We start from the raw sequence: 22,282 nt of genomic DNA, 5'->3' as shown, positions 1-22,282 counted from the left end.
CAGTATTGCTCCGGGCGTTGTGTGTTTCCGAACAGGATCTCAGCGTCGAGATCGTTGATCGGGGAGTGAGGGTACGTGCAATCACCTGTCATCCAGAATGCGCCGTTGCCAAACGTGGCGACTGTGCTGGTCATCTGCGCGTATCCTGACGACATGGAGTCGTGGTGCGGCGGCACGCTCGCGCATCTGGTTCAGCAGGGCGCGGACGTCTCGATGGCGCTGGTGGCTGCCGGTGATACAGGCTCGGCAGATCGCAGCGTGACACCGGATGATGTCGCGGCAACGCGGCTGGCTGAGCCGGCGCGCGCGAATGAGCGCCTCGGCCTGACCGATTTGCGCTTTCTTGACGAGCGCGATGGTGAGGTTGATGACACACTGGAACTGGGCCGGAAGATCGTCGAGCTGATTCGTGAGGTGCGGCCGGATGTCATCTTCTCTCACGACCCCGAGCACGTCTGGCCGCCGTACATCACTCACCGCGATCATCGTATCGTCGGTCGTGCCGTCCTCGACGCGGTTTACCCGATGGCGCGCGACCATCTGTTCTTTCCTGCGCAGGTTGCCGCCGGTCTGGAGCCGCACATCGTCTCGCAGGTCTGGATGTTCTCAACGTCGCTGCCAACAACGGCAATCGACATCACGGCGACGCTCGATCTGCAGATCGACGCCCGCCTGGAGCACGCCTCGCAGACCAGCGACCCAGCCGCCCTCCGCACTAACTGGCGCGCCCACGCCACTGCCATCGGCACCGTACCAGCTCGACGCAGCAGAGACGATCAGTGTGGTGCAGCTGCAGGCGGGCGGGCTGCCGTGGCGATGGCGTTCCCCTGCAAGAGGATCGTGCGGGATGGCTGAATCGCCGTAACGCAAAACAATAATGCAGGGGCGTATTGCATGCGCCCGTCCCGCCCCCAACCCGTTCCAACTGGCAGCCACCGCACCTGGGCACCCTTACTGGATGGTCGTGTCCCCAGCCGGGCGTATGCGACTCGCCCCTGCATCATCGCGATCACGTTGCCTTGCGGATCGTTAGCCAGCGACCAACAAAGAACGGACGACCCGCATCTGCGAGACGTCCGTTCTTTGTGACTATTGCCCTGGCGTTACTGCATCACGTACGTCACCGAAACGCTGACTGTGACTTCCATCGTGCCGGCGTCGATGGTCGGGGCACCGGCGGCGGAATCTTCGGCGGCAGCGAAAGCACCCTCGCGGACCGGCGAGACGGGCGTCGTGTAGCCCTCGGTAATCGTCTGGACAGGGCCGAGGGTCGCGTTCGACAGTTCGGCCAGGTGCTCAGCGCGTTCGCGAGCGTCGGCAACGGCCAGCTCGCGGGCCTTGTTGATCGCGGCTGAGGTGTCCTCGAGCGTGAACGAGATGCCGTTCACCTGATTCGCGCCGGCATCGACGGCTGCCTGGATGACATCACCAGCGGTGTCGATCTGGCGCACCTTCGCGCTGACAGTCTGAATCACGTAATAGCCGATGATTGGCTGATTCGGCTGGTTGTAGTCCTGCTCGACATTGACGGCATATGTGCTGGTCTGGATATCCTCGGTCTTCACGCCCGCGTCAATGAGCGCCTGTCGGACCGCGTTCATCGCCTCGGTCGTGCTCTGCTGGGCTGTCGCCAGCTGCGGGTCGCGGGTCATCACGCCGAGGTTAAGGATGGCGACGTCGGGCGTCAGCGAGACGCGCCCCTCGCCGTTCACGTTGATCGTACGGGTGGTGTCCGGTTCGGCCGCGGTCGCGCGGCTGTCGTCATGATCCCAGGTGCTCAGCACGAGCGCACCCACCAGCGCGACGGCCACCAGCACGCCGGCGAGCGGCACGGATCCCCTCTGCAACATCAGTCTCACGGTTCACTCCTGTCACTGCGGTTCATCAACACAACCTTCTGCTGGTATGACGCTGGCGAGTCAGGAAAGGTTCCCGCGATTGCGGCGCAATCGTGGCAGCGCGATCATCAGCCCCAGCAGCCAGACGAAGATGGCTGCCAGGCCAAACTCGATCAGCCGTAAGCGCTCCTCGCGCGACGATGCTGCCGACGCCTGTTCAGGCTGGCTCGTCTCGTCTACTTGTGCGACGTCTGCCTGACGCGCACTGTCCGCACCAACCGTCGACTCGGCATCGGCAGCGCTGTCTTCGGCTGGTGGTGCTTCGGATTCCTCGTTCGCCGCCGCAGTCTCCCCGGATTCCGCGACTTCGGCTTGAGGTGTTGCGACTTCGCCGGGAGCGATTTCCGCCTCGGCTGCGCTCGATGTCGCGGTTTCATCCTCTTGCGCGAACATCGCCGCTCCCGCCGCCGCCGGCGCTTCCTCAGCGCCGCCGCCCGAATCTTGCGCCGACATCACTACCGCGGTGTCGCTTGTCATCGATCGATCGAAGCGGGTTGTTACCAGGTCGACACCGAGGACGAGGACAAAGAGCACGGCAGCCACCGCAGTTGCCCAGCGGATTGCGTGCATCTGCCGGTCGTACCAGCGGTTCGGCGTGCGGATCGGTATTGGCGGAGCCAGCGTTGCCGTCTCTCGATCAACCTGCTCGGCTGTGAGACCGAACGAGCGTGGTGGCGCGATTTCCGGCAACGCGGCCAGCGCACCAACGAGCGCGCGGAACTCCTCGGCGACCTGTTGACACTCGGCGCACTGCGCCAGATGCTGCTCAATGCGCGTCCGCTCTTCGGGAGCGAGGCTCTCCGGCTCATCGAGCCAGGTGACGATCGCTTCCGGATCGATATGCTCTTCGTTGTGCTGCGGGGCGACGTGGTGGTCGTCGCTCACGGTCGCCCTCCTGTCCAGTTCATGCTGCTCAATGGTGGCCGCTTACTCATCGCGACCGCTACTCTCTAGACGTGGCGAGCGACCGAGAAGTTCCCAGCCGGCCTCATCGGCAAGCAGGACTTCTCTGAGGCGCGCCCGCCCACGATTGATGCGTGACTTCACCGTGCCCAGCGCAACGCCGCTGATCTCGGCGATCTCGTCGTACGAGTGCCCCTGCACGTCGCTGAGGATGACGGCCAGCCGCTGGTCCGGTTGCAATTGCCCGAGGGCGAGCTCCAGTGCGCCGGACATCTCGACGCGGCTGACCAGATCGAAGGCGTCCGGCTCGTCGGATTCCGGCTCCCAGATGCGCTCCTCGTCGTCCTGTCGTGCATCGAGCGATTGCTCCGGTCGCCGGGCACGTGCTCGCAGCGTGTCGAGTGCGCGATTCGCCGCGATGCGCAGTACCCAGGCGCGGAACCCACCCGGATGGCCGCCGCGGAACGTATCCAGCGCCTGCCACGCCCGCAGAAATGCGTCCTGGGTCACGTCCTGCGCGGCGTCGGCGGTGCGGAGGTGGCGCAGCGCGACCGAGTAGACCGCCCGCTCGTGGCGCTCAACCAGCGTGTTGAACGCGTTGAGGTCGCCGCTCAGAGCGGACACAATCAGGTCTTCATCACCCGGTGTCTCGGTGTTGTCTGCCCGGTCGGGACCGGTGCGGCGGAGCCGCAGGCCAAACAGCACGCGTCGCCTCTCACTCTGTGCGGTATACGTTGGGATGCAAGAGCCGTCGCGGCATTATAGAAGAGCCGCAGACACCACCCGCCCCATCAGCAATAAGCCATTCCGCAGTACGCGGCTACGTCGGGTACACTAGCGCGACCCGCTGGTCGACGGCATGCTGTGGCTGGCGATTGACACAACCGATGACAGCTGAGTGAGTATCAATGGCGTCAGAGACAGCACTTCAGCCGGAACGCGTGACCATCCTTGGCCTCGGGCGCTTCGGCACCAGCCTCGCCCGCAATCTGCACGATCTTGGCTACGAGGTCACGGCGATCGACATCGACGAGAAGCGCGTGGCGGAAGTCGCTAACTTCGTCTCACTGGCGGCGCAGGGCGACGGCACCGACGAGGAATTGCTGCGCTCGCTGCACGTCGATCGCTCCGATGTCGCAATCGTCGCGCAAGGTGCCAGCCTGGAGGGTAGCGTCCTCTCCACACTGCTGTTGAAACGACTGGAAGTGCCGTGGGTCGTGGCCAAGGCGCGCACGCGCCTGCATGGCGAACTGCTGGAGCGCATCGGCGCGGATCGTGTTGTCTATCCGGAAGCGGAGGCCGGCGCACGTCTCGCGCACTCGCTCGGCGTCCGCAATATCAACGACTACATCTCACTCACCGAAACATCTGGTGTCGTCAAGGTAGTTGCTCCACCGCACTTCATCGGCCATACGATCGCCGAACTCGGTGCATCGCAGCACGCGCAACTGAACCTGCTGATGATCAAGCGGGGGCGGCGCGTTATTGTCATGCCGCACTACGAGGAACGCATCCAGCCGGACGATGAGCTGCTGCTCGTTGGCCCTGACATTGAGATTTACAAGTTCATGCATCCTGGTCGTGAGCTAGCGGAATGAGCGGCCCGGGCTCTCGTCGGCCAGGGGATCGCATCATCCGGCGGCGTCTGCAGGCGACGCAGGTCATTGACTTGCCTGCCGCGCCGGAGCGGCAATCTGTGCCAAATGTGCGGCAGCATGCCAAGTTGTTCGCTCTTGGGCTCCTGCTTCTTGTCGTGACAGCGGGCGCACTCCTGACGTTGCCGTGGTTCAGCCGCGATGGCGAGTGGACACCGTTCATCGACGCGCTATTTACAGCTGTTTCGGCAACCTGCGTTACCGGGCTAACCGTTGTCGATACTCGCGACCATTGGAATTTTGCAGGTCAGCTGCTCATCATTGCGCTTATTCAGGTAGGCGGATTGGGGTTTATGGTCGGAGCAAGCCTGTTGCTCCGGGCTCTCCAGCGTGGCGCGTCCAGCCTGCGAGATACGTTGCTGCTCCAAGACGGCGCACCAACACTGTCGTTGCGCGAAGCAGCCGAGCTATCAGGGCAGATCGTTCGCTTCACCTTCCTGATGGAGGGCATCGGGGCTGTCATTCTCGCCATCCGATTTGCGTTCGATGAACCCTTACATCTCGCTGTCTGGAAAGGAGTGTTCCACTCCATTGCCGCGTTCTGCAACGCTGGGTTCGATTTGCAGGGTGGCTTCCAATCTATCCGCGGTTACGACGATTCGCTTGTTATTAACGTCATGCTGATCGTTCTGATTCAGGCTGGGGCGCTATCATATCTGTTCTTCGCCGATATTGCGCTGCGGCGTCGATTCCGCCGTTTGACAATTGAATCCAAGATTATCCTGATAATGAATGCCTTGTTACTTCTCATTAGTACCGGAGTGTTCCTTGGAGCTGAATGGAATGCATCGCTTGCCGACGTGCCAGTCGTTGATCGGCCGCTGGTGTCGCTGTTTCAAAGTGTCTCTGCTCGAACGGCCGGCTTCGCAACAATCGACTTCGGTTCAGCAACCGACATTACGCTCTTTGTTTGGGTAGCAGTCATGTTCGTCGGAGGAGCTTCCGGTTCGGCTGCTGGTGGAGTCAAGTTGACGACTGTCGGAGTCGTCGGGCTTGCAGTATTCTCAACTGTGCGTGGTCAGATGGAGCCACAAGTATTCGGGCGTCGCATTCCCACTGCACTTGTGTTTCGAGCGATGGCAGTCATCGCCATCATGTTCGTCGTGCATTTCTTCGCTACACTTGCGCTCGTGCTAATCGAACATCTAACTGGTGGCGATCTGCGATTTATCGACATCCTCTTTGAGACAACCAGCGCGATTGCGACCGTAGGCGTCACGACCGGTATTACCGCAAGCCTGTCCGATCCAGCGAAGCTCGTTCTTTGCATCACGATGCTCTTTGGCCGCTTGGGGCCGCTGACTGTCGTCTACGCCCTGCAGCTTCGCCAGCAGGTCGTGCGCTACAAGTTCCCCGAGGCCCCGATCCGGATCGGTTAGCGTCGGCTTAACCGCCGACGTGCCACGACAGGCCGGACGGCGCGTCGATGCCGTCCGCGGTGAAGAGCACCTCCGGCTCGCCCGCCGTCAGCCGTCCATCCGCCTCGCGCGAGACCGGAATGAATGAGACGCGGAACGCATTGTCGGCCAGCTCAATGAACGCCAGCCCGCTGCCGTCCGGTGCCCAGGTTGGCGCGGCTGCGGCTAGTCCGTTCGTCAGCGCGTACGACTCACCGCCGTCGCTCGGCACGATGTAGATGTTGTTGCCGCTGCTGTCCTGCTCGATGAAGGCGATCGATTGGCCGTCCGGCGACCAGGCGGGGTCGGATACCTGCCCATCGACGAGCTTGTTCGCCTCGGCGGTATCGAGGTTCAGCGTCCAGATCTGCGTCGCGCCGACATCCTCGCGTGCTGTGACGGTGACGGATGTGCCGGTCGGATCGAAGTCGGGGTTCTCCTGGGTGATGCCAAGCGCCATCGAGGCGTTCAGGATGTACGGATCGACGCCGTCGCGCTCGACAAGCCAGAGGAAGATCGGGTCGTTCAAGCGACCGGGATCTTCGGGATCCTCGGGGAAGTCATACTCGTAGCCGCCCTTGTCGCTGCCGTAGATGATCTGATCCGGGACGGTTGGTGACCATTCGGGATCGATCGCCCAATAGGCATAGTGTGCGAAGCGTCGTGACCACGGCTCCTCGTCCGGCTTGTGGGTCGTTACCTGCTTGATCTCCTTGCCGGAGCGGTCGGCGATGATGAGGTCGGAGTAGCCCTCGTCCCAGGTGCGGACATAGGCGATGCGTTGCCCGTCGCTGCTCCAGGCCGGTGAGCGCGCCTGACCGTCGTCCGTCAGTTGCTCGATGTCGCCGTCCCAGCGATAGATGTTGCCTTTGGCGACGAAGAGGATTTCGCCGTCAGGGTCATCGGCGGCCGGCTGTGGAGCTGTCGTTGCTGCCGGTGTCGCGAAGTCCGAATCCGGAACACCGCAACCGGCCAGCAGCACCAGCAATCCGATGAGGCAGATCGCTCTGCCCAGTTTCGTTCGTCGTTGTTGTCGTGTCTGTTTCATCGCTCCACCGTTGGCCGAACCGTCGGCCAATCCTGCCGCAAATCGCAATCGATGGTTCGGATAGTATCAACTCGCGCTTGCCCTGTGCGTTCCGCTCACCTGTGGCGGTCGATTCAGAGTCATGCGAAGATATGCGCGTTGTTTCACTACCACCGCACCACGCGGGAAAACGGGGGAGGACGCATGGCAGTCACGACACTGCTGGCGAAGACCGTCTTCGACGCCACCGGAGACGAGTTCGTCACTGATGGATTCGTCCAGATTGAGGACGGCACGATCAAGGCGGTTGGCCGACGCGAAGATCTCGGCAGCGCGGCAAGCGGCGCACGCGATCTTGGAGATGCGACGATTCTGCCCGGACTGGTCAACATGCATACTCACCTGACACTGTCAGGTAGTCGCCAATGCCTGCAGGACGCGTTGTACGACACCTACGAGGTGAAGATGATGCGTGCCGTCGAGCACGCTCGGCAGGCGATTATGTCCGGCGTGACGACAATCCGCGATTGCGGCACGCTTGACTCGATTGTCTTCTCGATCCGCCAGGCATCGAAGGATGGGCTGATCGCTGCGCCACATGTCTGGGCCAGCGGGAATGTCCTGACCTCGACTGGTGGACATTGCTATTTCTTCGGGAACGAAGTCGATACGGTTGAGGAAGCCCGCCGCGCCGTCCGCGAGCAGATCAAGGCTGGCGCTGACTTCGTCAAGGTCATGGCGACCGGCGGTGGTCTGACGCCCAACACCAACCCGCGTGAGGCGCAATTCGACGAGGCGCAGATGGTCGCGATCGTTCAGGATTCGGCCCGCCTCGGTCGCTACGTCGCTGCGCACTGCCACGGCACACCGGGCATCCGCAACGCCGTCACCGCCAACGTCCGCACGATCGAGCACTGCTCCTTCCAGGTGCCGGACGGCATCCACTACGAGCAGTCGGTCGCCAACGACGTCGCCGAGAAGGGTATCTACGTCTGCCCGACCTTCGGCGTCGGCCAGCGCGCGCAGCAGTGGATGGAAGAGAATGGCATCGAGAATCCGTTCTCGGCCCATCGCCACACACGCATCGACAATCTGCGCAAGCTGTGGGAGACAGGCGTCAAGTTCGTCTCTGGCAATGACGCGGGTGTCACGATGACCCGCTTCGACGACTTCCAGCTCGATCTTGAGCTGCTCGTTGAGCACGTCGGCGCATCGTCCGCGCAGGCGATCCGCACCGGCACCAGCCAGGCTGCCGAAGCCATTGGCTCCGACGAGTTCGGCACCCTCGCCCCCGGCAAGCGCGCCGACGTGCTCGCCGTTCGCGGCAACGCCATGGACGACATCGGCGCCCTGCGCAACACCCTCCTCGTCCTCAAGTCCGGCCAGGTCATGGTCGACAACGCCTAGGACGCATAGCCCAATCGGAAAAGGCTCCCCCTCTCCCACGGGAGAGGGGGCCCGGGTACCCTCCGGGTGGAGGTGAGGTCTCTTACTTCAGTGCCTTGTGCACCTCGGCCAGACACGCATCCATCGACGCGCCGTCGACCCAGCGCAGGACGATGACGAGGTCGTCGTCGGGGGAGATGTAGATGATGTTGCTGCCTGCGCCGCGCGCCGCGTAGCTGTTGGTCGGCAGGCTCGGGAACATCAGGTGGTCCGGGTTGAGCCACCACATGAAGCCGTAGGTCGGCTCGACTGATGCCGGCGTCGTGGCTTCGTCGATCCAGCGCTCGGAGATGAGCTGCTGGCCGTCCCACTTGCCGCGCTGCAGGAAGAGCTGGCCGAAGCGCGCGTGGTCAGGAGTGGCGATCCAGACGCCGCCGCCGAAGTGGCCGCCGCCTGAGACGCCGTGGATCTTCTGCCCGTCGATCTCTTCCCAGGATGTGCTGTAACCGTGCCACTCCCAGGTGTCCGACGCACCGATCGGATCCATGACGTACTCCTTGATGACCTCCGGCAGCGGACGCTTCCAGATGTTCATCAGGGCGAACGAGAGCAGATTTACTCGCACATCGTTATATTCGTAGAACGTGCCGGGCTGCTGGATCTCGCGGTCGACACCCTTGCGGCGGTCGGCGATGTCGCGCTTGCCCCACAGCGTGCCGGTCCACTCGCTCGTCTGGCGCAGCAGGTGCCGCCAGGTGATCTGGCCGTTGTGCTCGCCGCTGAAGTGCTCGGTCGGAACCAGCACGGCGACGCGTTCGTCGAGGTCGCGGATCATGCCGCGATCGAAGGCCAGACCGGCGACGGTCGACAGGTAGCTCTTCGAGATGCTGTAGGTCATGTCGACGCGCCCGGTGTCGCCCCACTCGGCGGCGACCGCGCCGTGGCGCAGAATCATGCCGTTATGTCCACCGCGATCCTTCAGCGGACCGACGATGTCGTTGTCCGGCAGGTTGAGATCGACCCGCGTATGGTGGTCACCGCGCGCTTCGTGGTCGCTGACGAACGCGATTGCGGCGCTCAGCTTCTCCGGGTCGAACCCCAGGTCGGCCGGGTCTCGTCGCTCCAGGTCGGTGGTGCTTGCCATCGTCTCCAGTCCCCTTCTCTCTGGCCTGCTCAGTCGTCGTGGTGTGCTGAGCTGCCGTGCCGATAGGCGTTGGCGAAAATCGTTCGCCCCTCAATAAATGACGCTTCCAGCGACTGTATGACATCGTCCGGGCCGCCGTGCTCGTGGATCCACTGCTGGGCGTGGTCTGGTGAGCAGGCGAAGCGCGTGGCGGCGCAGCGGCTCGCGGCTGCTGGGCCGACTGTGCGTCGGCGGATGATGACTGTTGAGCGCGGCGTGCGCTTCTTCAGACGATCCGGCTCCACGTCGATGGTGATCGCCCGGTTGCAGTGCTGGCAGTTGGCGCGCACGAGTACGGACTTTCCAGCATCGGCGCAGCGCCGAGCGCATCGACCGCGCATCATCGCCCGCTCGACGTTATCCCAGTTGGCGTTGATGCTCGTCGGAGCAATGGAAAATGGGTAGACACATGTCACCGTACCCTCGTCGTCGGTGGCAATCCAGCCGCTTCGACAAGCTCTCCGGCGATCTGTGATGTCTCCCGCGTTGACAAGCCGACGCGCTGACTCATGGTCTCCATCGTTGGCGCTTCGCCGGTATCAATGACTGCGTCGATCAGCGCACGATAGAGCAGGCGCTGCGATGGCGTCAGCGCCGTCGCTCGCCCCAGATGGGTGCGGCTCATGTTCCCCTCCTCCGATTCTCTCTATTGTGCTACGTGCGGAGTCGTTGCATCCGTGTTGTGGCGATTCCGACAATGGCATGGCCAGGAAGGCCGCGCCGGAGACTGCTTTGGGCGTGCCGATGCTCTCAGCGATCGCGCCTAACGCCAGCGCGCCGAACGGCGTGAACCCGCTTGTCAGCATGTAGATGCCCATGACACGACCGCGAACGCGCGCATTACTCAGCAGCAGGAGCAGCGCATTGCTGAGCGAACCGAAGATCGAGCCGGTGACGCCGGATACGAATAGCTCTTGCATCGTGTAAGGATCGCGTCGGGTTGGCGGCGAACGCCGCGACGGCAGCGCAGTAGATCGTCGTCAGCAGCATCACCGCGATGCCCTTGCGCTCGACACGATCCATCGTCGCCGCGATCAGCGCGCCAGTCAATGCGCCGACACCGCTGGCGGCCATCAGTGCGCCGAGGCCGCTGGCACCGATATCCCAGACGTCGCGGGCAAACACTGGCATGAGCTGGATATAGGGGAAGACGAGCGTCGCCGGCACGGCAGTCAGGATCATGAGTGAGCCGAGCGCCGATTGCGTCGAACCTCATGGAGACCGTCATGATGCCGCCCGGCGCGATCCCGGCCCGCGTGTTCGGCACCGGCTCGATCCTGACCGTCGCTGGGCGAAGGCGCCCGCGAGCGCGACCGCCTGCAGGATGGCTGGTGATGGCGACGCCGAACAGCCCGATGATGCCGCCAGCGATCGATGGGCCGATGATGCGCATCGCGTTCGCGCCGGCTGAGTTGAGGAGACCGCGTTCGCCAGATGGTCGCGCGAGACGAGCGACGGCACGAACGTCTGCCGGACGGTGCCATTGACCGCCATGATCGCGCCAATACTGCCGCAGCGATAAGGAGATGCCAGCTCTCAGCTGCGCCGCTGAGGATCAGTGCCGCCAGCGCGGTTGCCGTCGCCATTGCGGCCCATTGCGTGCCCATCAGGACCTTGCGCTCGTCGGCGCGGTCGATGAGCGCGCTCCGGCCGGCAGGGTGATCAACAGATACGGCACACCGGCTGCGAAGCCGATCAGACCGACCCAGAGTGGAGAATCGGTCAGGACGAGCATGTACCAGCCGAGGGCGATGTTCTGCATCCATTGGCCGAGGTTGGTGGCGACCGTCCCCAGCCACATCGCGCGGAATGACGGGTAGAGGCGCAGTGCGAGCGTGACCGATCCGCCGACTGAGCGGCGCGGCGGCTCACGAACTGGCGTTGGTGGTGGTGAGCTCTCCGGCTGAGACGTAGCCATTCCCCCCAATCCGTGGCGGCTGGCCGCCGACCGACGGTTCGGGGATTGTACTCGCTCGCCGCCTGCTGCGGGGGCTACCAGCCCAGGATCTGACGAACGGCTTCTGCGCGCAGGATACTGTTGCGTGTCCACGAAGGAATGTCGGTATCGGATTCGATCTCGGCCAGCGTCATCCAGCGCAGCCCGGCGACCTCGTCGGCTGCAACGATCTGCGGCTCGTCGCCCTGATGCCGAGCCAGCATGACGACATCGAGGACGAGCGCATCATCGGCATAGAACGTGTGGCTCTCGACGTACTGTGGCCGCTCGATGCGCAAGCCGACTTCTTCGAGGACTTCGCGGATGGCGGTGTCTTCGAGCGCGTCTACCGTCACGACCGGATCGACCTTGCCGCCGGGCATCGAGAGCACTCCCGGCATGTACGGCTCGTCGTCACTGCGCACGATCATGAGGTAGTGGCCGCTCGCGTTAACGATTGCGACCTCGACGTTCACGATCATGCGGAAGTCGGTCACAGCGCGGTGCGGCCCAGCAGCGCGGTCGTCAGTGCCGCAGCGACGATCGTCGAGCCGCCGGTTGGGTCGAGCAGTGGATTCAGCTCGACGACATCGGCCGAGGCGATCGGCAGATTGCTGCGTCGGAGCTGCCCGACGGCGCGGGTAAGCTCGCGATAAGTCAGGCCGCCGGGGAAGCGCGTGCCGGTTCCGGGGACGACCGACGGATCCAGCGAGTCGATGTCGATCGACAGGTGAACCGCGTCGACGTGATTGCTCAGCAGACGGTCAATTGCTGTCATGACGGCATCTTCGATGCCGCGCTCTTCGATGGCGTCAGCCGTGTACACGAGCGCCGGACCGCTGCGTAGCAGATCGCGTTCGGCTGGATCGAGGTCACGCAGCCCGATATAGACGAGGTCGTCCATCTGCAAACCGGAACGACTCCCGATTGCAGTCAGTCGCTCGGGGCCGTGCCCCAGCGCGACGGCCAACGGCATGCCATGGACGTTGCCACTCGGGCTCGTTTCCGGTGTATTGATGTCGGCGTGTGCGTCGATCCAGATGACTCCGACGCGACCGGATACACCAGCTCCGGCCAGCGAACCGATCGACGCGGCATGGTCGCCGCCGAGCATTAGCGCGAAGTGTTCGGCAGCGATTGATTCCGCGACAGCGTCCGCCAGCCTGCCGCAGGCGTTGGCAATGGCATCAACGTGCCAGGCGTTCGGCGTATCGCCGCGGTCGTCGCTGGCTGGATCGAACGGCACGACGTCGATCTCGACCGAAGGCCGGAGCCGTGCCGCGACCTGCTGATACCCGCGCGACGTGAGCAGGCGACGCATGGCGTCATCGAGCGCCGCCGCACCGAGGTCGACGCCCTCGCGGTTGGCACCGAGCGCCATCGGAACCTGAAAGACGTCGATCGGGGTCGAAGGATCGCTAAGCCGGTTCGTCCTGTCGCCTTCGTCGCGCATGGCTACATTACTTCCGGTGCGGCGATGCCGAGCAGGCCGAGGCCAGTCGCGAGCGTCTGGCGCGTTGCGTCGACCAGGCGCAGGCGCATCGTGCGCTGCGGCTCTGGCGCGGTCAGCACCGGGCGCTTGTCGATATCGGCGTAGAAGTCGTTGAACCGGCGCGCCAGCTCGAAGACGTAGTTCGCGATAACAAGCGGCTTATATTCGTCTGCCGCGCGCTGCACCTCAGTCGGGAAGATGCCGATCTGCTGGATCAGGTCCGTCTCCTCCGGCTGCAGGTCGCCGAACGTAATCTCACCCGCCGTCGGCAGCTCGCCGGCGCGCTCCAGAATGCGGCAAGCGCGCGCGTGCGCATACTGGATGTACGGCGCGGCATGGCCCTCGAACGATAGCGCTTCTTCCATATCAAAGACGAGGACGCGGTTGTTGTCGCGCGCCAGCATCATGTACTTCATGCTGCCGATGGCGACCTGCTGGGCGATCTGCTGGCGCTGCTCCTCGGCAAGGTCGAGCTGCCGCACCTTCTCCTCGATGATGTCGCGCGCCCGGCGCTGCGCTTCGGCGGCCAGATCGTCGTAGAGCACGACGTTGCCGCGGCGGCTGCTCATCGCGCCCTCCGGCAGCATGACCGCCTCGTAGCCCAGGTGGAAGCACTTGTCGGCCTGTTCGAACCCGTACAGCTCCATGACCTTGAAGATCTGCTGCATGTAGAGCGATTGGCGGACGTCGATCACCCAGACCGAGCGGTCGATCGCGTAATCCTCGAACTTGCGCCGCGTCAGCGCGAGGTCCTTCGTGGAATACAGCGTCGTGCCGTCCGAGCGCAGGATCGGGATGGTGCGGTACGTCTCCTTGGTCAGGCCAAGCTGCTCGTCGATCTTGACCACCGGCAGCCCGTCACTGACCTCGGCGATGCCGCGATCCAGCAGCTCCTGGACGATGGCGCGGCCTTCGTCCTCAACCTCACTCTCAAAGAACCAGACATCGAACGGGATGCCCAGCTCGTTGTAAATGCGATGGAAGCCGTCCATGCTCCAGCGCTTCGTCTCGTCCCACAGCGCCAGGAACTCGGGGTCGCGCTGCTCCCAGCGCTGGAACGTCTCGCGGATCTGCTCCTGCCAGCGCGGGACGTGCGGCCACCAATCGAGATGCTCGCCCAGCCGCTGCCAGCGTGCCAGTCGCTCCTCGGTGTCCTCGACCGTGACGACCGGCGGGATCGTCGGCGGCCCACCAGAGTGCGACGGAATTGGCGGTGCCTGGTGCGGACCTTCGGCGCGCAGCGTCTCAAGCTCGGACTCAAGCTGCTCGCCGAGGATCGTCCACATCGCCGGGATCGTTCGGTCGCTGTAGATCGCGTCGGACTTGATCTCGCGCTGATTGGCGATCTGGCCGAGCAGGTAGGCGACATCCTCGCCATGCCCGCTGGCCTTGTAGAGCTCCTTCATCAGCCGGTCGACTGCCTTGCTGAAGATGGAGTCCATCTTGGCCATCTCGTTCAGCAGCCCGACGATCTGATCGCGATACTCCAGCCGCGCAACCGATTCGGCATAGAGATTGCCAAGCCAGCGCCCACGGTCTGACGGCGTGACCTGGTCCTTCTCGTCCTGATGAAATTCCAGGAAGCACCAGAGGCAGCGGATGACGTGCATGCCGATGTCGCCGATGTAATTCGCGCGGACGGTGTCGAAGCCGGCGAACTCGGTGATCCGTGAGACAGCGTCGCCCAGTGATGCGTTGCGCAGGTGGCCGACGTGAAATTCCTTGTGCGTGTTCGGCTGCGAGAACTCAATCATGACCTTGTCGGCCTTGTGCTCGCCACGGCCATAGTCTGTCCCGTGCTGGTGAACTGCACCAAGCACCTCATTGGCTACTTTGTGTGTATCGAAATAGATGTTGATGTAGCCGTTGGCCGCCTCAATGCGCGCGTAATCGCCGTCTTCCAGTAGCTTGGCCGTGATCTGCTCGGCGATCTCCTGCGCCTTCTCGCGGCTGCGTGCCTGCTGGCGCTGCTTGCGCTCCTTTTTGGACAGCCCCTCGGCGTCGTCGTCCGGCTCGTTGGCCGCGACTTCGTTGGCTAGCGCGTAAGCAACTGACGCCGCCGTGCCCCACTGGCCCGAGAACGGGATCGCCCGCATCTCGAACGGACGCGGCTGGAACCCGAGCTCGGTGATGATGTCATTGATCCGGGAAACCGCCTGCTGCTCGTAGCTCCGAAACATCCGTCCTCCAGGTCGTCGCTGCTGCGCCATTCGCCCATCAGGAAAGGCAACGTCAAGTATTCCATGTCTGGAGACGTGGAATCGCTCGTGCCCGCTGCATCATGATCGCAACCGACGGAGTTGCCCTGCGATTGAATGAGGAGGCCGACACGTCACAAGTAGGCCGGAGCCAATTACGGCCCCGGCCTCTCAATGAACGCTGTGAGTTCCCGTTGTTTACGGGTTCAGGTCCATGTAGATGTTCTTGATCTCGGTGTACAGCTCCATGCCGTGCATGCCGAGCTCGCGGCCGAGGCCGGACTTCTTGTAGCCGCCGAACGGACCATAGACGCCCGGGCCGCCGTTGGAGTTGATGGCGACCTGGCCGGTGCGCAGGGCCTTCGCCACACGCATCGCCTTGCCGATGTCCTTCGTCCAGACCGAGCCTGCCAGACCGTAGTCGTTGGCGTTTGCCTCGCGGATCAGGTCTTCCTCGTCCATGAACGGGATGACGGACAGGACCGGGCCGAAGATCTCCTCGCGGGCGATCCGCATGTCGTTCGAGACCTGGCCGAAGATCGTCGGCTGGATGAAGTGGCCCTCGGCCAACGACGACGGGCGGCCTCCACCGTAGATCAGCTCAGCGCCCTCGTCCTTGCCGATGTCGACATAGGAGGTGACGCGATCCCACTGGCTGCGCGAAATGACCGGGCCCATCGAGGTCGAGGCGTCCAGCGGGTCGCCGACCTTGAACGACTCGGCCTGATCGACCAGCACCTGCATGACATCGTCGTAGGCCTTCGAGCCGACGAACAGTCGCGTGCGGGCGGTGCAGACCTGGCCGGAGTTGCCGAACGCGGCCGGGACGGCGGCGGCGGCAGCCTTCTCCAGATCGGCATCGGCGAAGATGATGTTCGGGCTCTTGCCGCCCAGCTCCAGCGATACCTTCTTGATCGTGTCCGACGATGCACGCAGGATGGCTGCGCCTGTCGCCGTCTCGCCGGTGAAGGCGATCTTGTCGATCAGCGGGTGTGCCGACATGTGCTCGCCGATCAGGCCACCCGGACCCGGCAGCACGTTGACGACGCCTTCCGGTACACCTGCCTCGTAGCAGATCTCGCCGAGAAGGACAGCCGAGAGCGGGGTGTTCGAGGCCGGCTTGAGGATGACCGTGCAGCCGGCGGCCAGTGCCGGTGCGACCTTCCAGACGGCCATCATGAATGGGAAGTTCCACGGCACGATCTGGCCGGCGACGCCGACCGGCTCGCGCCAGGTGGTGTTCAGGATGTTGCCGCCCAGTGGCAGCGTCTCGCCGTAGAACTTGTCGGCGGCACCTGCGTAGTACTCGAAGACAGCCGCGCTGCCGAGGATCTCGCCCTTGGCGCGGGCGATCGGCTTGCCGGTGTTGCGGCTCTCCAGCTCACCGACCTCGTCGGCGCGCTCACGGATGCGGTCGGCGATCTTCTGCAGAATGCGTCCGCGCGCGGCCGGCGCGGAGTTTGCCCAGGTGCCCTCATCGAACGCCTTGCGCGCAGCAGCGACCGCGCGATCGACATCCTCGGTGCCGGCCTTGGCTACCTTGGCGATGACCTGGTTCGTCGCCGGATTATAGGCGTCGAATGTTTCGCCGCTCGCCGCGTCAACCATCTTGCCCGCGATGAGCAGCTTGAAGTCAGCAGTTGCTGTCTCAGTGGCCATGCGTCTTCCTGTCTCCCTCCCGGCGGTTTTATTCCGCCCGGCTGCAACTCGATACGTCTATTCTATCAGTCCTCAATCATTGAATAGGCATGCAAACGCCAATTTGGCAGCCGAATCCGGTGCCAAATCGACGATTCATGACGGTAGATGCGTGGGCGTTACCAGTTGATGTTGCAGCGATGGAGGTTTCTCACCGGTCGGCGCTCGGCTTGCGAGCGGCGTGACCAGGCTGGCGTCGGGCGCAGCGGTGAGCGACGCGGTGCCGTCAGTGGCGCGCGGTTGCGACGTGAGCCGCGTGTGCGGCGCGGTTCAGACGCGTGCTGCTGGCGATAGGTCACGAAGCGCTCAGGGACAGATCGCATGGCACGGACCTTTCCGTTCTATGAGTGCGTTCCGTTGGCGTGACCAGCTAGCGACGATTGCTCCTCGGAGAGCATGCTGGCGCGTGGGTCACGTTGCCCGGCGTACTTGTTGCCCTTCTTCAGGCGGTATGGCGTTTCGACCGGCGACGACACCGTCTCGAAGGTGAATGAGCACAGGCGCATGCCCGGATAGAGCGCCACGGCCATCCGTCCGAGGTTCGACAGCTCCATCGTCGCGGTGCCAACCCAGCCCGGCTCGAAGACAGCGGCCGTAGAGTGAACGGTGATACCGAGCCGTGCGATGGACGAGCGCCCCTCCAGCCGACCCAGCAGGTCGTCCGGCAGCTCCAGCGATTCGACGGTTGATGCGAGAGCGAAGTCACCCGCCTGCATAATGAAGGGTTCGTCGTCGGACACGACGATGGTGCGCATCGCTTCGCCGATCGACTGCGGCTGGCGCGGGTCGATGTAGGAGAAGCGCGAATGCTCGAACACCATGAATGTGTTGCCGAGTCGGAAGTCGATTGAGACGGAACCGAGATGCTCGTCGAGGTTGGGCTGTGGCGTAATTTTGATGCGGCCGCTCGCGATCGCGGCGCGGATATCACGATCTGAAAGGATCATGCTTGTCGTACCCTCGTTCCAATCCGTCCCCATCGCGTGACCGAACGCAGGATGCGCGATTGTCACGTGCGTTCGCCGGAAGCCCTGCAATCGGATTTCGGCAACGCTATGTACGTACAGTACTGCATCGCGTGACTGCGAGTCAAGGACAGATCGGGCCGATGCCTGAGCCGACCCTATCCCGCTGTTATACTTCCCGAATGCGTCTTGGGAAGCGTGAGCAATCAACACTCTGTACTGTGCCGGTGCCCCGGGCGTGTCTCGTCTGGGTTCCACGTAAGGCGGGACGTTGCTGATGCTCCGGAGACCTGGATGCCCCAACGCAAGATAATCCTGACGCCGCGCCCGGCGCGACGACGACCCGTTCCGGCCTATCAGGTCCGGCGCGGTGGGCGTGCCGCGGCTGATGACGCGGCAGATGCGCTGTCCGATTCGGGAGAGACCGAGTTCGACTCGGTGCGGACCGATACCGCAGCCTTCGAAATCCCCAACTTCGCAGCTGCTCCAGAGTCAGTCGAACAAGACATCCCAGAAGAATCTGCCGACGAGCCTGAGGCTGTCGCTGAAGCACCTGCGATTGATGCTCCGGACGAGATTGCCGCTGTCGATGACGCCGACGAGACACCGGAACCGGTCGTTGACGACGCAGTTGCCCAAGACGTCGCAGTCGCTGAGCAGGCTGATGAGTCAGTGGCAGTGGCAGACGAGTTGCCGGATGTCGACGCGGTCAGCGATGACACCACGGTCATCGAAGCGGCTGACGGGAGCGAAGACTATGCTGATGTCGTGCGATCCGTCGAAGAAGCGGCTGCTCGCGAGCGCGGCGATGTCGCAGAGCCAGCCGAGCCGCAGGAAGCGTCAGCCGGTGCCGATACCGCAGCCGATGTGGCGGCGGGCGCAGTGACTGTTCTGACGCCCGACGCCGTCCGCCGCCAACGCGCGGCGCAGGGCGGCGGTTCGCTCCCTCCGGACGATGGCGGCGTTGGTATTGACGAACCGTCGCGACCGCGACGCTGGAAGCGCTGGCTGATCGCGCTCGGCATCGTCATTGGTGTGCTCGTCATCGCCGCTCTCGCCTACGTGCTCTACATCGCGCTGGCGATTAATGACGCCTTTGACAAGGCCCATGTCGACCCGACGCCGTATACGCTCTACACCGTCAACGAACAGGGCACACCGGTTGCCGTACCGACGGAGCAGCTGGCGCAATACCTGCCAAACTGGGATGAAAAGGACCCGATCAACCTGTTGCTGATCGGCATTGACTTCCGCAACGGCGATGAAGAGCCGGCTCGCTCCGATTCGATCATCATCATGCGTATCGATCCGGCCACGAAAGAAGTCTCGATGATGAGCCTTCCTCGTGATCTGCTCGTGACGATTCCGGACTATGGGGATGAAAAGATCAACGCTGCGTTCGCGTACGGCGAAGATGCGCGAACCGGCGGTGGCCCGTCGTTGCTGGCCGAGACGATTTCGTACAATTTCAATATCCAGATCAACTATTTTGTAACGGTCGATTTCGCCGGGTTCCGCAAGATCATCGATACGCTCGGCGGCATCACCATTGATGTTAATGCGCCGATCAAGGACGACCAGTATCCGTCTGAAGACTTCGGCCTGACCCGCGTCTACTTCCCGACCGGTCTGCAGAAGATGGACGGCGAAACCGCGCTGCGCTATGCGCGGACGCGCCACGGTGACAACGACATCGCCCGGAGTGAACGGCAGCAGCAGGTGCTGATGGCCATGCGCGAAAAGGGCTCGACGCTGAATGTCGATCTCCTGCTCAACGCGCGTTCGCTGATTGAGAGCATGGGGGATTCGTTCACGACCGACCTGAGCTTCAACCAGCTTCTGGCGCTGGCCAACCTCGCTCGCGATATTGACCCGGCCGACATCGCCCGCGTCAACCTCTGGGAAGAGGGAGCGCTGGTCGAACACAACCCCGAGTACGAGGGGGACGCCTTCTACATGGTGCTCGATTGGGATATCGCCGGTGATTTGTTCGACACGTACTTCCCGATGAAGACAGCTGATACGACTGCCGGCGCTGCGTCGACATCGACAACGAGCAGCACCGCGGCCAGTTCCACGGCGATCGGCAACCTCGACATCCCGATCATCGTGCGTGACGACACCTCGAGCAACACCGGCGGCGCGATAGCTTCCAACCTGCTCGAAGACGCCGGATTCACGACGGTCTCCCAGGAGATGGGTGTCAACGTGATGCCGACGACGACCATTTACGACTACGTGTCGGACCCTGAGACCGCGGAAGCCATTGCCCGCCAGCTGGGTCTGGACGCCTCAGCGGTCGTGCCTGGCAGCGGCGGCACCGGCATCGTCGTCTCTGTCGGCGATGATCTTGTCTCGCGGTTCGGTCCGTAGGCCACGCACTGAACTGGTGCGGCGGTCACAACGTTGGAGGGCGTTGCCCAAACGGGGTTGTGAGCCTGAACGGGCGTATGCAATACGCTCCTGCATCACCGCATCCGTTCCGCAAATCTAGTGCCTTGCGAACCGGGCCATGTGTTGGGCTACGCAGCCAATGTTGGGGTTTATCGCGAACGCCCATTTGGCCCAGAACCGACTGCCGAACGCCCGGACACCGCCTCGTCCACAACACACGCCAGTATCGTTCCTTCCGGGTTTCCTAGCGCAGGTGGTCGCGGCCGCGGGTGATGGCTTCGTAGCGGTTCTTCAGGTGTAGTTTCGAGTAGATGTTGCTGATGTGGTTCTTGACCGTCTTCTCTTCAATGAAGAGGAGTTCTGCGATCTCGCGATTCGACTTGCCGGCGACGATGAACTCCAGCACCTGCAGCTCGCGCGGTGTCAGCACGGAGCCGGGGGCGGTGCGACTCCGGCCGCTCTGGGCGCTGGAGCGCACGAACTCGAGCAGCGCCGGCGCAAGCATCGGCGTGATCAGCGCGCCGCCTTCGTGGATGATGTGGACCGCCTCGGAGAGACGCTCCGGGGAGAACCGTCCATGGACGAGATAGCCTTTCGCACCTGCCAGTACGGCACTCCGCAAGTGCTCGGGATCCTCAGACCACGTCAGGATCAGGACTTTCGACGTTGGCGATTCATCGCTGATAACTTCCGTTGCGGAGATACCGTCACGATCCGGCATACGAATATCCATCAGGATGACATCGGGCACCAGGTCGCGGGCCAGCTCAATTGCCTCGTCGCCGGATGCTCCTTCACCGATCACTTCGATCTCCGGGTCAAACTCCAGGCTCGATTGCAGACCGCGTCGAACGACGAAGTTGTCGTCGACGATCACGACTCGCACCTCACCTGGGACGGTTGCATAGACGTCTTTACTTACGGGCGATTGCCCCGTGGTTGGTGTTGAGATCTCACCGAAGGACACGAACGGGGCGCTCCTCTCGCGGTGTCAGGGGGATGTCGACGGTCACTTCAGTCCCGACTCTCGGCGCAGACTCGAGCTCGAAATGCCCACCCATGATCGTAGCGCGCTCGCGCGCACCCAGCAGACCGAAATGTCCATCATCCGCCCATGGATCGAGCCAGCGCTGATCAAAGCCGACGCCATCGTCGCGAACCGACAACGTGACGGCCATCGACGACAGTGTAAGGCGAACCCAGACATTCTTCGCGTCGGCGTGCTGCTCGACGTTGCTCAGCAGCTCCTCCAGCATGCGCAGAATCTCGGAGTGAATCAGGATCGGCACTGGATTATCCGGCCCATTGGTGCGGACGTGGAGCGTTTCCGGCCGACGCTGGTCCCACTCTTCGAGCAGGCTGGTGACGGCGGGCAGGAGATACTCAGTTGCCTCTGTCTGGCGCAGGCTACGGATGACATCGCGGACCTCCATCGCGGCGCGTTCGGAGATGCGCGTGACGTAGCGGGCGCGGCGGCGCGCCTCGACTGGATCGCGCTCGATCCATTGCGCCAGCGAGCGCGCCTCCAGGCTGATGCCGCCGAGCGTCTTGCCGACACCGTCGTGCAGGTCACGGGCGATGCGATTGCGTTCCGCCTCGGTCGCCAGAACGCGTACAGCCGCCATCATGCGCGCAGCCAGCGAGATCGCACCAGCGATGAGGAAGACCATGAGCAGTCGGGCTGCCAGGTCGCCCCCGAAGCCGTCGTTGAATGTCGATCGAATACGGTCAAGGTTCGTGAGCAGGATCGCCGCATCAAAGAGCGCGACCCAGACGATCGCCCAGACCAACGGCATGACGAACGCTGGCCAGAAGACTGCCGACAGCCCGTAGAGCCAGAATGGCCCTTGCCAGCCATAACTGGTGCCGATCAGCAGCACGCACACCGCCGCATCAATGAGCACTGCTGCAGCCGTGACGGGTGTGAGCCGGCGCGGAAGGCGGCGGATCACGACAGCGGTAGCGATCAGATGTAGCAGGGCAATCGTGATTCCCAGCAGCTCACCACGGACCGTACTCTCAGCGTGAAGATGCGACGCCATGATCGCGACGGCGACGGCGAGCGCGATCGCTCGGTAGAGCGTCAGTGGGTGGAGGCGTTTGATTCGGGCCCAGAGCAGAGCGGGAATCTCTTGCGCAGTGTGGTCTGC

Annotated in this window: 23 protein-coding genes; 6 read left to right on the top strand and 17 right to left on the bottom strand. The window is 63.3% G+C overall.

The window, feature by feature from the left end:
- Window positions 1–75: 75 nt before the first annotated feature.
- Window positions 76–855 carry a PIG-L family deacetylase gene (locus M9890_06560; GenBank protein ID MCO5176618.1) on the top strand — a complete coding sequence of 260 codons (780 nt, stop codon included), beginning with the start codon at window positions 76–78 and terminating at the stop codon, window positions 853–855.
- Window positions 856–1,103: 248 nt separating this feature from the next.
- Here the strand turns inward: M9890_06560 and M9890_06555 are convergent, their stop codons facing one another.
- The 3 genes from M9890_06555 to M9890_06545 all read right to left on the bottom strand — a co-directional run bounded on the left by M9890_06555 (window position 1,104) and on the right by M9890_06545 (window position 3,506).
- The gene (locus M9890_06555; protein MCO5176617.1) at window positions 1,104–1,850 is read right to left on the bottom strand and encodes an SIMPL domain-containing protein; all 747 of its coding nucleotides are present in this window, start codon (window positions 1,848–1,850) and stop codon (window positions 1,104–1,106) included.
- Between the two features lie 69 nt (window positions 1,851–1,919).
- Entirely contained in the window at window positions 1,920–2,783 is an 864-nt protein-coding gene (locus M9890_06550; GenBank protein ID MCO5176616.1) for a zf-HC2 domain-containing protein, read from the bottom strand.
- A gap of 42 nt (window positions 2,784–2,825) precedes the next feature.
- Window positions 2,826–3,506 carry a sigma-70 family RNA polymerase sigma factor gene (locus M9890_06545; protein ID MCO5176615.1) on the bottom strand — a complete coding sequence of 227 codons (681 nt, stop codon included), beginning with the start codon at window positions 3,504–3,506 and terminating at the stop codon, window positions 2,826–2,828.
- A 203-nt stretch (window positions 3,507–3,709) separates the two neighbouring features.
- Here M9890_06545 and M9890_06540 point away from each other — a divergent pair, with 203 nt between their 5' ends.
- Window positions 3,710–4,399, top strand: coding sequence for a TrkA family potassium uptake protein (locus M9890_06540; GenBank protein MCO5176614.1), 690 nt, complete (start codon window positions 3,710–3,712; stop codon window positions 4,397–4,399).
- The gene (locus tag M9890_06535; GenBank protein MCO5176613.1) at window positions 4,396–5,835 is read left to right on the top strand and encodes a Trk family potassium uptake protein; all 1,440 of its coding nucleotides are present in this window, start codon (window positions 4,396–4,398) and stop codon (window positions 5,833–5,835) included. The genes M9890_06540 and M9890_06535 overlap by 4 nt, the downstream gene beginning before the upstream one ends.
- Before the next feature lie 7 nt (window positions 5,836–5,842).
- Here the strand turns inward: M9890_06535 and M9890_06530 are convergent, their stop codons facing one another.
- Window positions 5,843–6,901 (bottom strand): DPP IV N-terminal domain-containing protein, encoded by a 1,059-nt coding sequence (locus tag M9890_06530; GenBank protein MCO5176612.1) that lies wholly within the window; start codon window positions 6,899–6,901, stop codon window positions 5,843–5,845.
- Between the two features lie 183 nt (window positions 6,902–7,084).
- On the opposite strand from M9890_06530, the gene M9890_06525 reads away from it, so the two are divergent.
- Complete coding sequence (locus M9890_06525; protein ID MCO5176611.1) at window positions 7,085–8,287, top strand: amidohydrolase family protein; 1,203 nt, start codon at window positions 7,085–7,087, stop codon at window positions 8,285–8,287.
- A gap of 82 nt (window positions 8,288–8,369) precedes the next feature.
- On the opposite strand, the gene M9890_06520 is transcribed toward M9890_06525, so the two are convergent.
- The 4 genes from M9890_06520 to M9890_06505 form a co-directional block, all read right to left on the bottom strand.
- Window positions 8,370–9,410, bottom strand: a complete 1,041-nt coding sequence (locus M9890_06520) for a beta-lactamase family protein (GenBank protein MCO5176610.1) — start codon at window positions 9,408–9,410, stop codon at window positions 8,370–8,372.
- Between the two features lie 29 nt (window positions 9,411–9,439).
- The gene (merB, locus tag M9890_06515) at window positions 9,440–9,865 is read right to left on the bottom strand and encodes an organomercurial lyase (GenBank protein ID MCO5176609.1); all 426 of its coding nucleotides are present in this window, start codon (window positions 9,863–9,865) and stop codon (window positions 9,440–9,442) included.
- Entirely contained in the window at window positions 9,862–10,074 is a 213-nt protein-coding gene (locus M9890_06510; protein ID MCO5176608.1) for a hypothetical protein, read from the bottom strand. The genes merB and M9890_06510 overlap by 4 nt, the downstream gene beginning before the upstream one ends.
- A gap of 215 nt (window positions 10,075–10,289) precedes the next feature.
- The gene (locus tag M9890_06505; GenBank protein MCO5176607.1) at window positions 10,290–10,631 is read right to left on the bottom strand and encodes an MFS transporter; all 342 of its coding nucleotides are present in this window, start codon (window positions 10,629–10,631) and stop codon (window positions 10,290–10,292) included.
- Window positions 10,632–10,633: 2 nt separating this feature from the next.
- Between M9890_06505 and M9890_06500 the strand changes: the two genes are divergently transcribed.
- The gene (locus M9890_06500; protein MCO5176606.1) at window positions 10,634–10,936 is read left to right on the top strand and encodes a hypothetical protein; all 303 of its coding nucleotides are present in this window, start codon (window positions 10,634–10,636) and stop codon (window positions 10,934–10,936) included.
- 119 nt (window positions 10,937–11,055) lie between these two features.
- Here the strand turns inward: M9890_06500 and M9890_06495 are convergent, their stop codons facing one another.
- From M9890_06495 to dcd, 7 genes are all read right to left on the bottom strand, one after another.
- Window positions 11,056–11,367, bottom strand: coding sequence for an MFS transporter (locus tag M9890_06495; GenBank protein MCO5176605.1), 312 nt, complete (start codon window positions 11,365–11,367; stop codon window positions 11,056–11,058).
- Window positions 11,368–11,441: 74 nt separating this feature from the next.
- A complete protein-coding gene (locus tag M9890_06490) occupies window positions 11,442–11,882 on the bottom strand; it encodes an NUDIX hydrolase (protein ID MCO5176604.1) in 441 nt (146 codons plus the stop codon).
- Window positions 11,879–12,838 carry an arginase gene (locus tag M9890_06485; GenBank protein ID MCO5176603.1) on the bottom strand — a complete coding sequence of 320 codons (960 nt, stop codon included), beginning with the start codon at window positions 12,836–12,838 and terminating at the stop codon, window positions 11,879–11,881. The genes M9890_06490 and M9890_06485 overlap by 4 nt, the downstream gene beginning before the upstream one ends.
- 2 nt (window positions 12,839–12,840) lie before the next feature.
- Window positions 12,841–15,057 (bottom strand): arginine--tRNA ligase, encoded by a 2,217-nt coding sequence (argS, locus tag M9890_06480; GenBank protein MCO5176602.1) that lies wholly within the window; start codon window positions 15,055–15,057, stop codon window positions 12,841–12,843.
- A gap of 216 nt (window positions 15,058–15,273) precedes the next feature.
- Window positions 15,274–16,734 carry an aldehyde dehydrogenase family protein gene (locus tag M9890_06475; GenBank protein ID MCO5176601.1) on the bottom strand — a complete coding sequence of 487 codons (1,461 nt, stop codon included), beginning with the start codon at window positions 16,732–16,734 and terminating at the stop codon, window positions 15,274–15,276.
- 158 nt (window positions 16,735–16,892) lie between these two features.
- Complete coding sequence (locus M9890_06470; protein MCO5176600.1) at window positions 16,893–17,096, bottom strand: hypothetical protein; 204 nt, start codon at window positions 17,094–17,096, stop codon at window positions 16,893–16,895.
- 18 nt (window positions 17,097–17,114) lie between these two features.
- The gene (gene dcd / locus M9890_06465; protein ID MCO5176599.1) at window positions 17,115–17,720 is read right to left on the bottom strand and encodes a dCTP deaminase; all 606 of its coding nucleotides are present in this window, start codon (window positions 17,718–17,720) and stop codon (window positions 17,115–17,117) included.
- Between the two features lie 312 nt (window positions 17,721–18,032).
- Between dcd and M9890_06460 the strand changes: the two genes are divergently transcribed.
- Window positions 18,033–20,111, top strand: a complete 2,079-nt coding sequence (locus M9890_06460) for an LCP family protein (GenBank protein ID MCO5176598.1) — start codon at window positions 18,033–18,035, stop codon at window positions 20,109–20,111.
- A 265-nt stretch (window positions 20,112–20,376) separates the two neighbouring features.
- Here the strand turns inward: M9890_06460 and M9890_06455 are convergent, their stop codons facing one another.
- Together M9890_06455 and M9890_06450 are read right to left on the bottom strand one after the other, a co-directional pair.
- Window positions 20,377–21,009, bottom strand: coding sequence for a response regulator transcription factor (locus tag M9890_06455; GenBank protein MCO5176597.1), 633 nt, complete (start codon window positions 21,007–21,009; stop codon window positions 20,377–20,379).
- A 76-nt stretch (window positions 21,010–21,085) separates the two neighbouring features.
- On the bottom strand, window positions 21,086–22,282 hold a 1,197-nt coding region (locus M9890_06450), incomplete at its 5' end, for a sensor histidine kinase (protein MCO5176596.1).

The sequence above is a fragment of the Thermomicrobiales bacterium genome (assembly GCA_023954495.1).
Taxonomy (GTDB): Bacteria; Chloroflexota; Chloroflexia; order Thermomicrobiales; family CFX8; genus JAMLIA01.
Note: the sequence above shows the minus strand (reverse complement) of the source record. Positions and strands in the feature narration are given on the sequence as shown.

Excerpts from the sequence above, each read along its gene's own strand:
- M9890_06555 (MCO5176617.1), bottom strand. The coding sequence starts at position 1,850 with ATGTTGCAGAGGGGATCCGTGCCGCTCGCCGGCGTGCTGGTGGCCGTC.
- M9890_06540 (MCO5176614.1), top strand. The coding sequence starts at position 3,710 with ATGGCGTCAGAGACAGCACTTCAGCCGGAACGCGTGACCATCCTTGGC.
- M9890_06535 (MCO5176613.1), top strand. The coding sequence starts at position 4,396 with ATGAGCGGCCCGGGCTCTCGTCGGCCAGGGGATCGCATCATCCGGCGG.
- M9890_06530 (MCO5176612.1), bottom strand. The coding sequence starts at position 6,901 with ATGAAACAGACACGACAACAACGACGAACGAAACTGGGCAGAGCGATC.
- M9890_06525 (MCO5176611.1), top strand. The coding sequence starts at position 7,085 with ATGGCAGTCACGACACTGCTGGCGAAGACCGTCTTCGACGCCACCGGA.
- M9890_06520 (MCO5176610.1), bottom strand. The coding sequence starts at position 9,410 with ATGGCAAGCACCACCGACCTGGAGCGACGAGACCCGGCCGACCTGGGG.
- M9890_06510 (MCO5176608.1), bottom strand. The coding sequence starts at position 10,074 with ATGAGCCGCACCCATCTGGGGCGAGCGACGGCGCTGACGCCATCGCAG.
- M9890_06505 (MCO5176607.1), bottom strand. The coding sequence starts at position 10,631 with ATGATCCTGACTGCCGTGCCGGCGACGCTCGTCTTCCCCTATATCCAG.
- M9890_06495 (MCO5176605.1), bottom strand. The coding sequence starts at position 11,367 with ATGGCTACGTCTCAGCCGGAGAGCTCACCACCACCAACGCCAGTTCGT.
- M9890_06485 (MCO5176603.1), bottom strand. The coding sequence starts at position 12,838 with ATGCGCGACGAAGGCGACAGGACGAACCGGCTTAGCGATCCTTCGACC.
- argS (MCO5176602.1), bottom strand. The coding sequence starts at position 15,057 with ATGTTTCGGAGCTACGAGCAGCAGGCGGTTTCCCGGATCAATGACATC.
- M9890_06475 (MCO5176601.1), bottom strand. The coding sequence starts at position 16,734 with ATGGCCACTGAGACAGCAACTGCTGACTTCAAGCTGCTCATCGCGGGC.
- M9890_06470 (MCO5176600.1), bottom strand. The coding sequence starts at position 17,096 with ATGCGATCTGTCCCTGAGCGCTTCGTGACCTATCGCCAGCAGCACGCG.
- dcd (MCO5176599.1), bottom strand. The coding sequence starts at position 17,720 with ATGATCCTTTCAGATCGTGATATCCGCGCCGCGATCGCGAGCGGCCGC.
- M9890_06460 (MCO5176598.1), top strand. The coding sequence starts at position 18,033 with ATGCCCCAACGCAAGATAATCCTGACGCCGCGCCCGGCGCGACGACGA.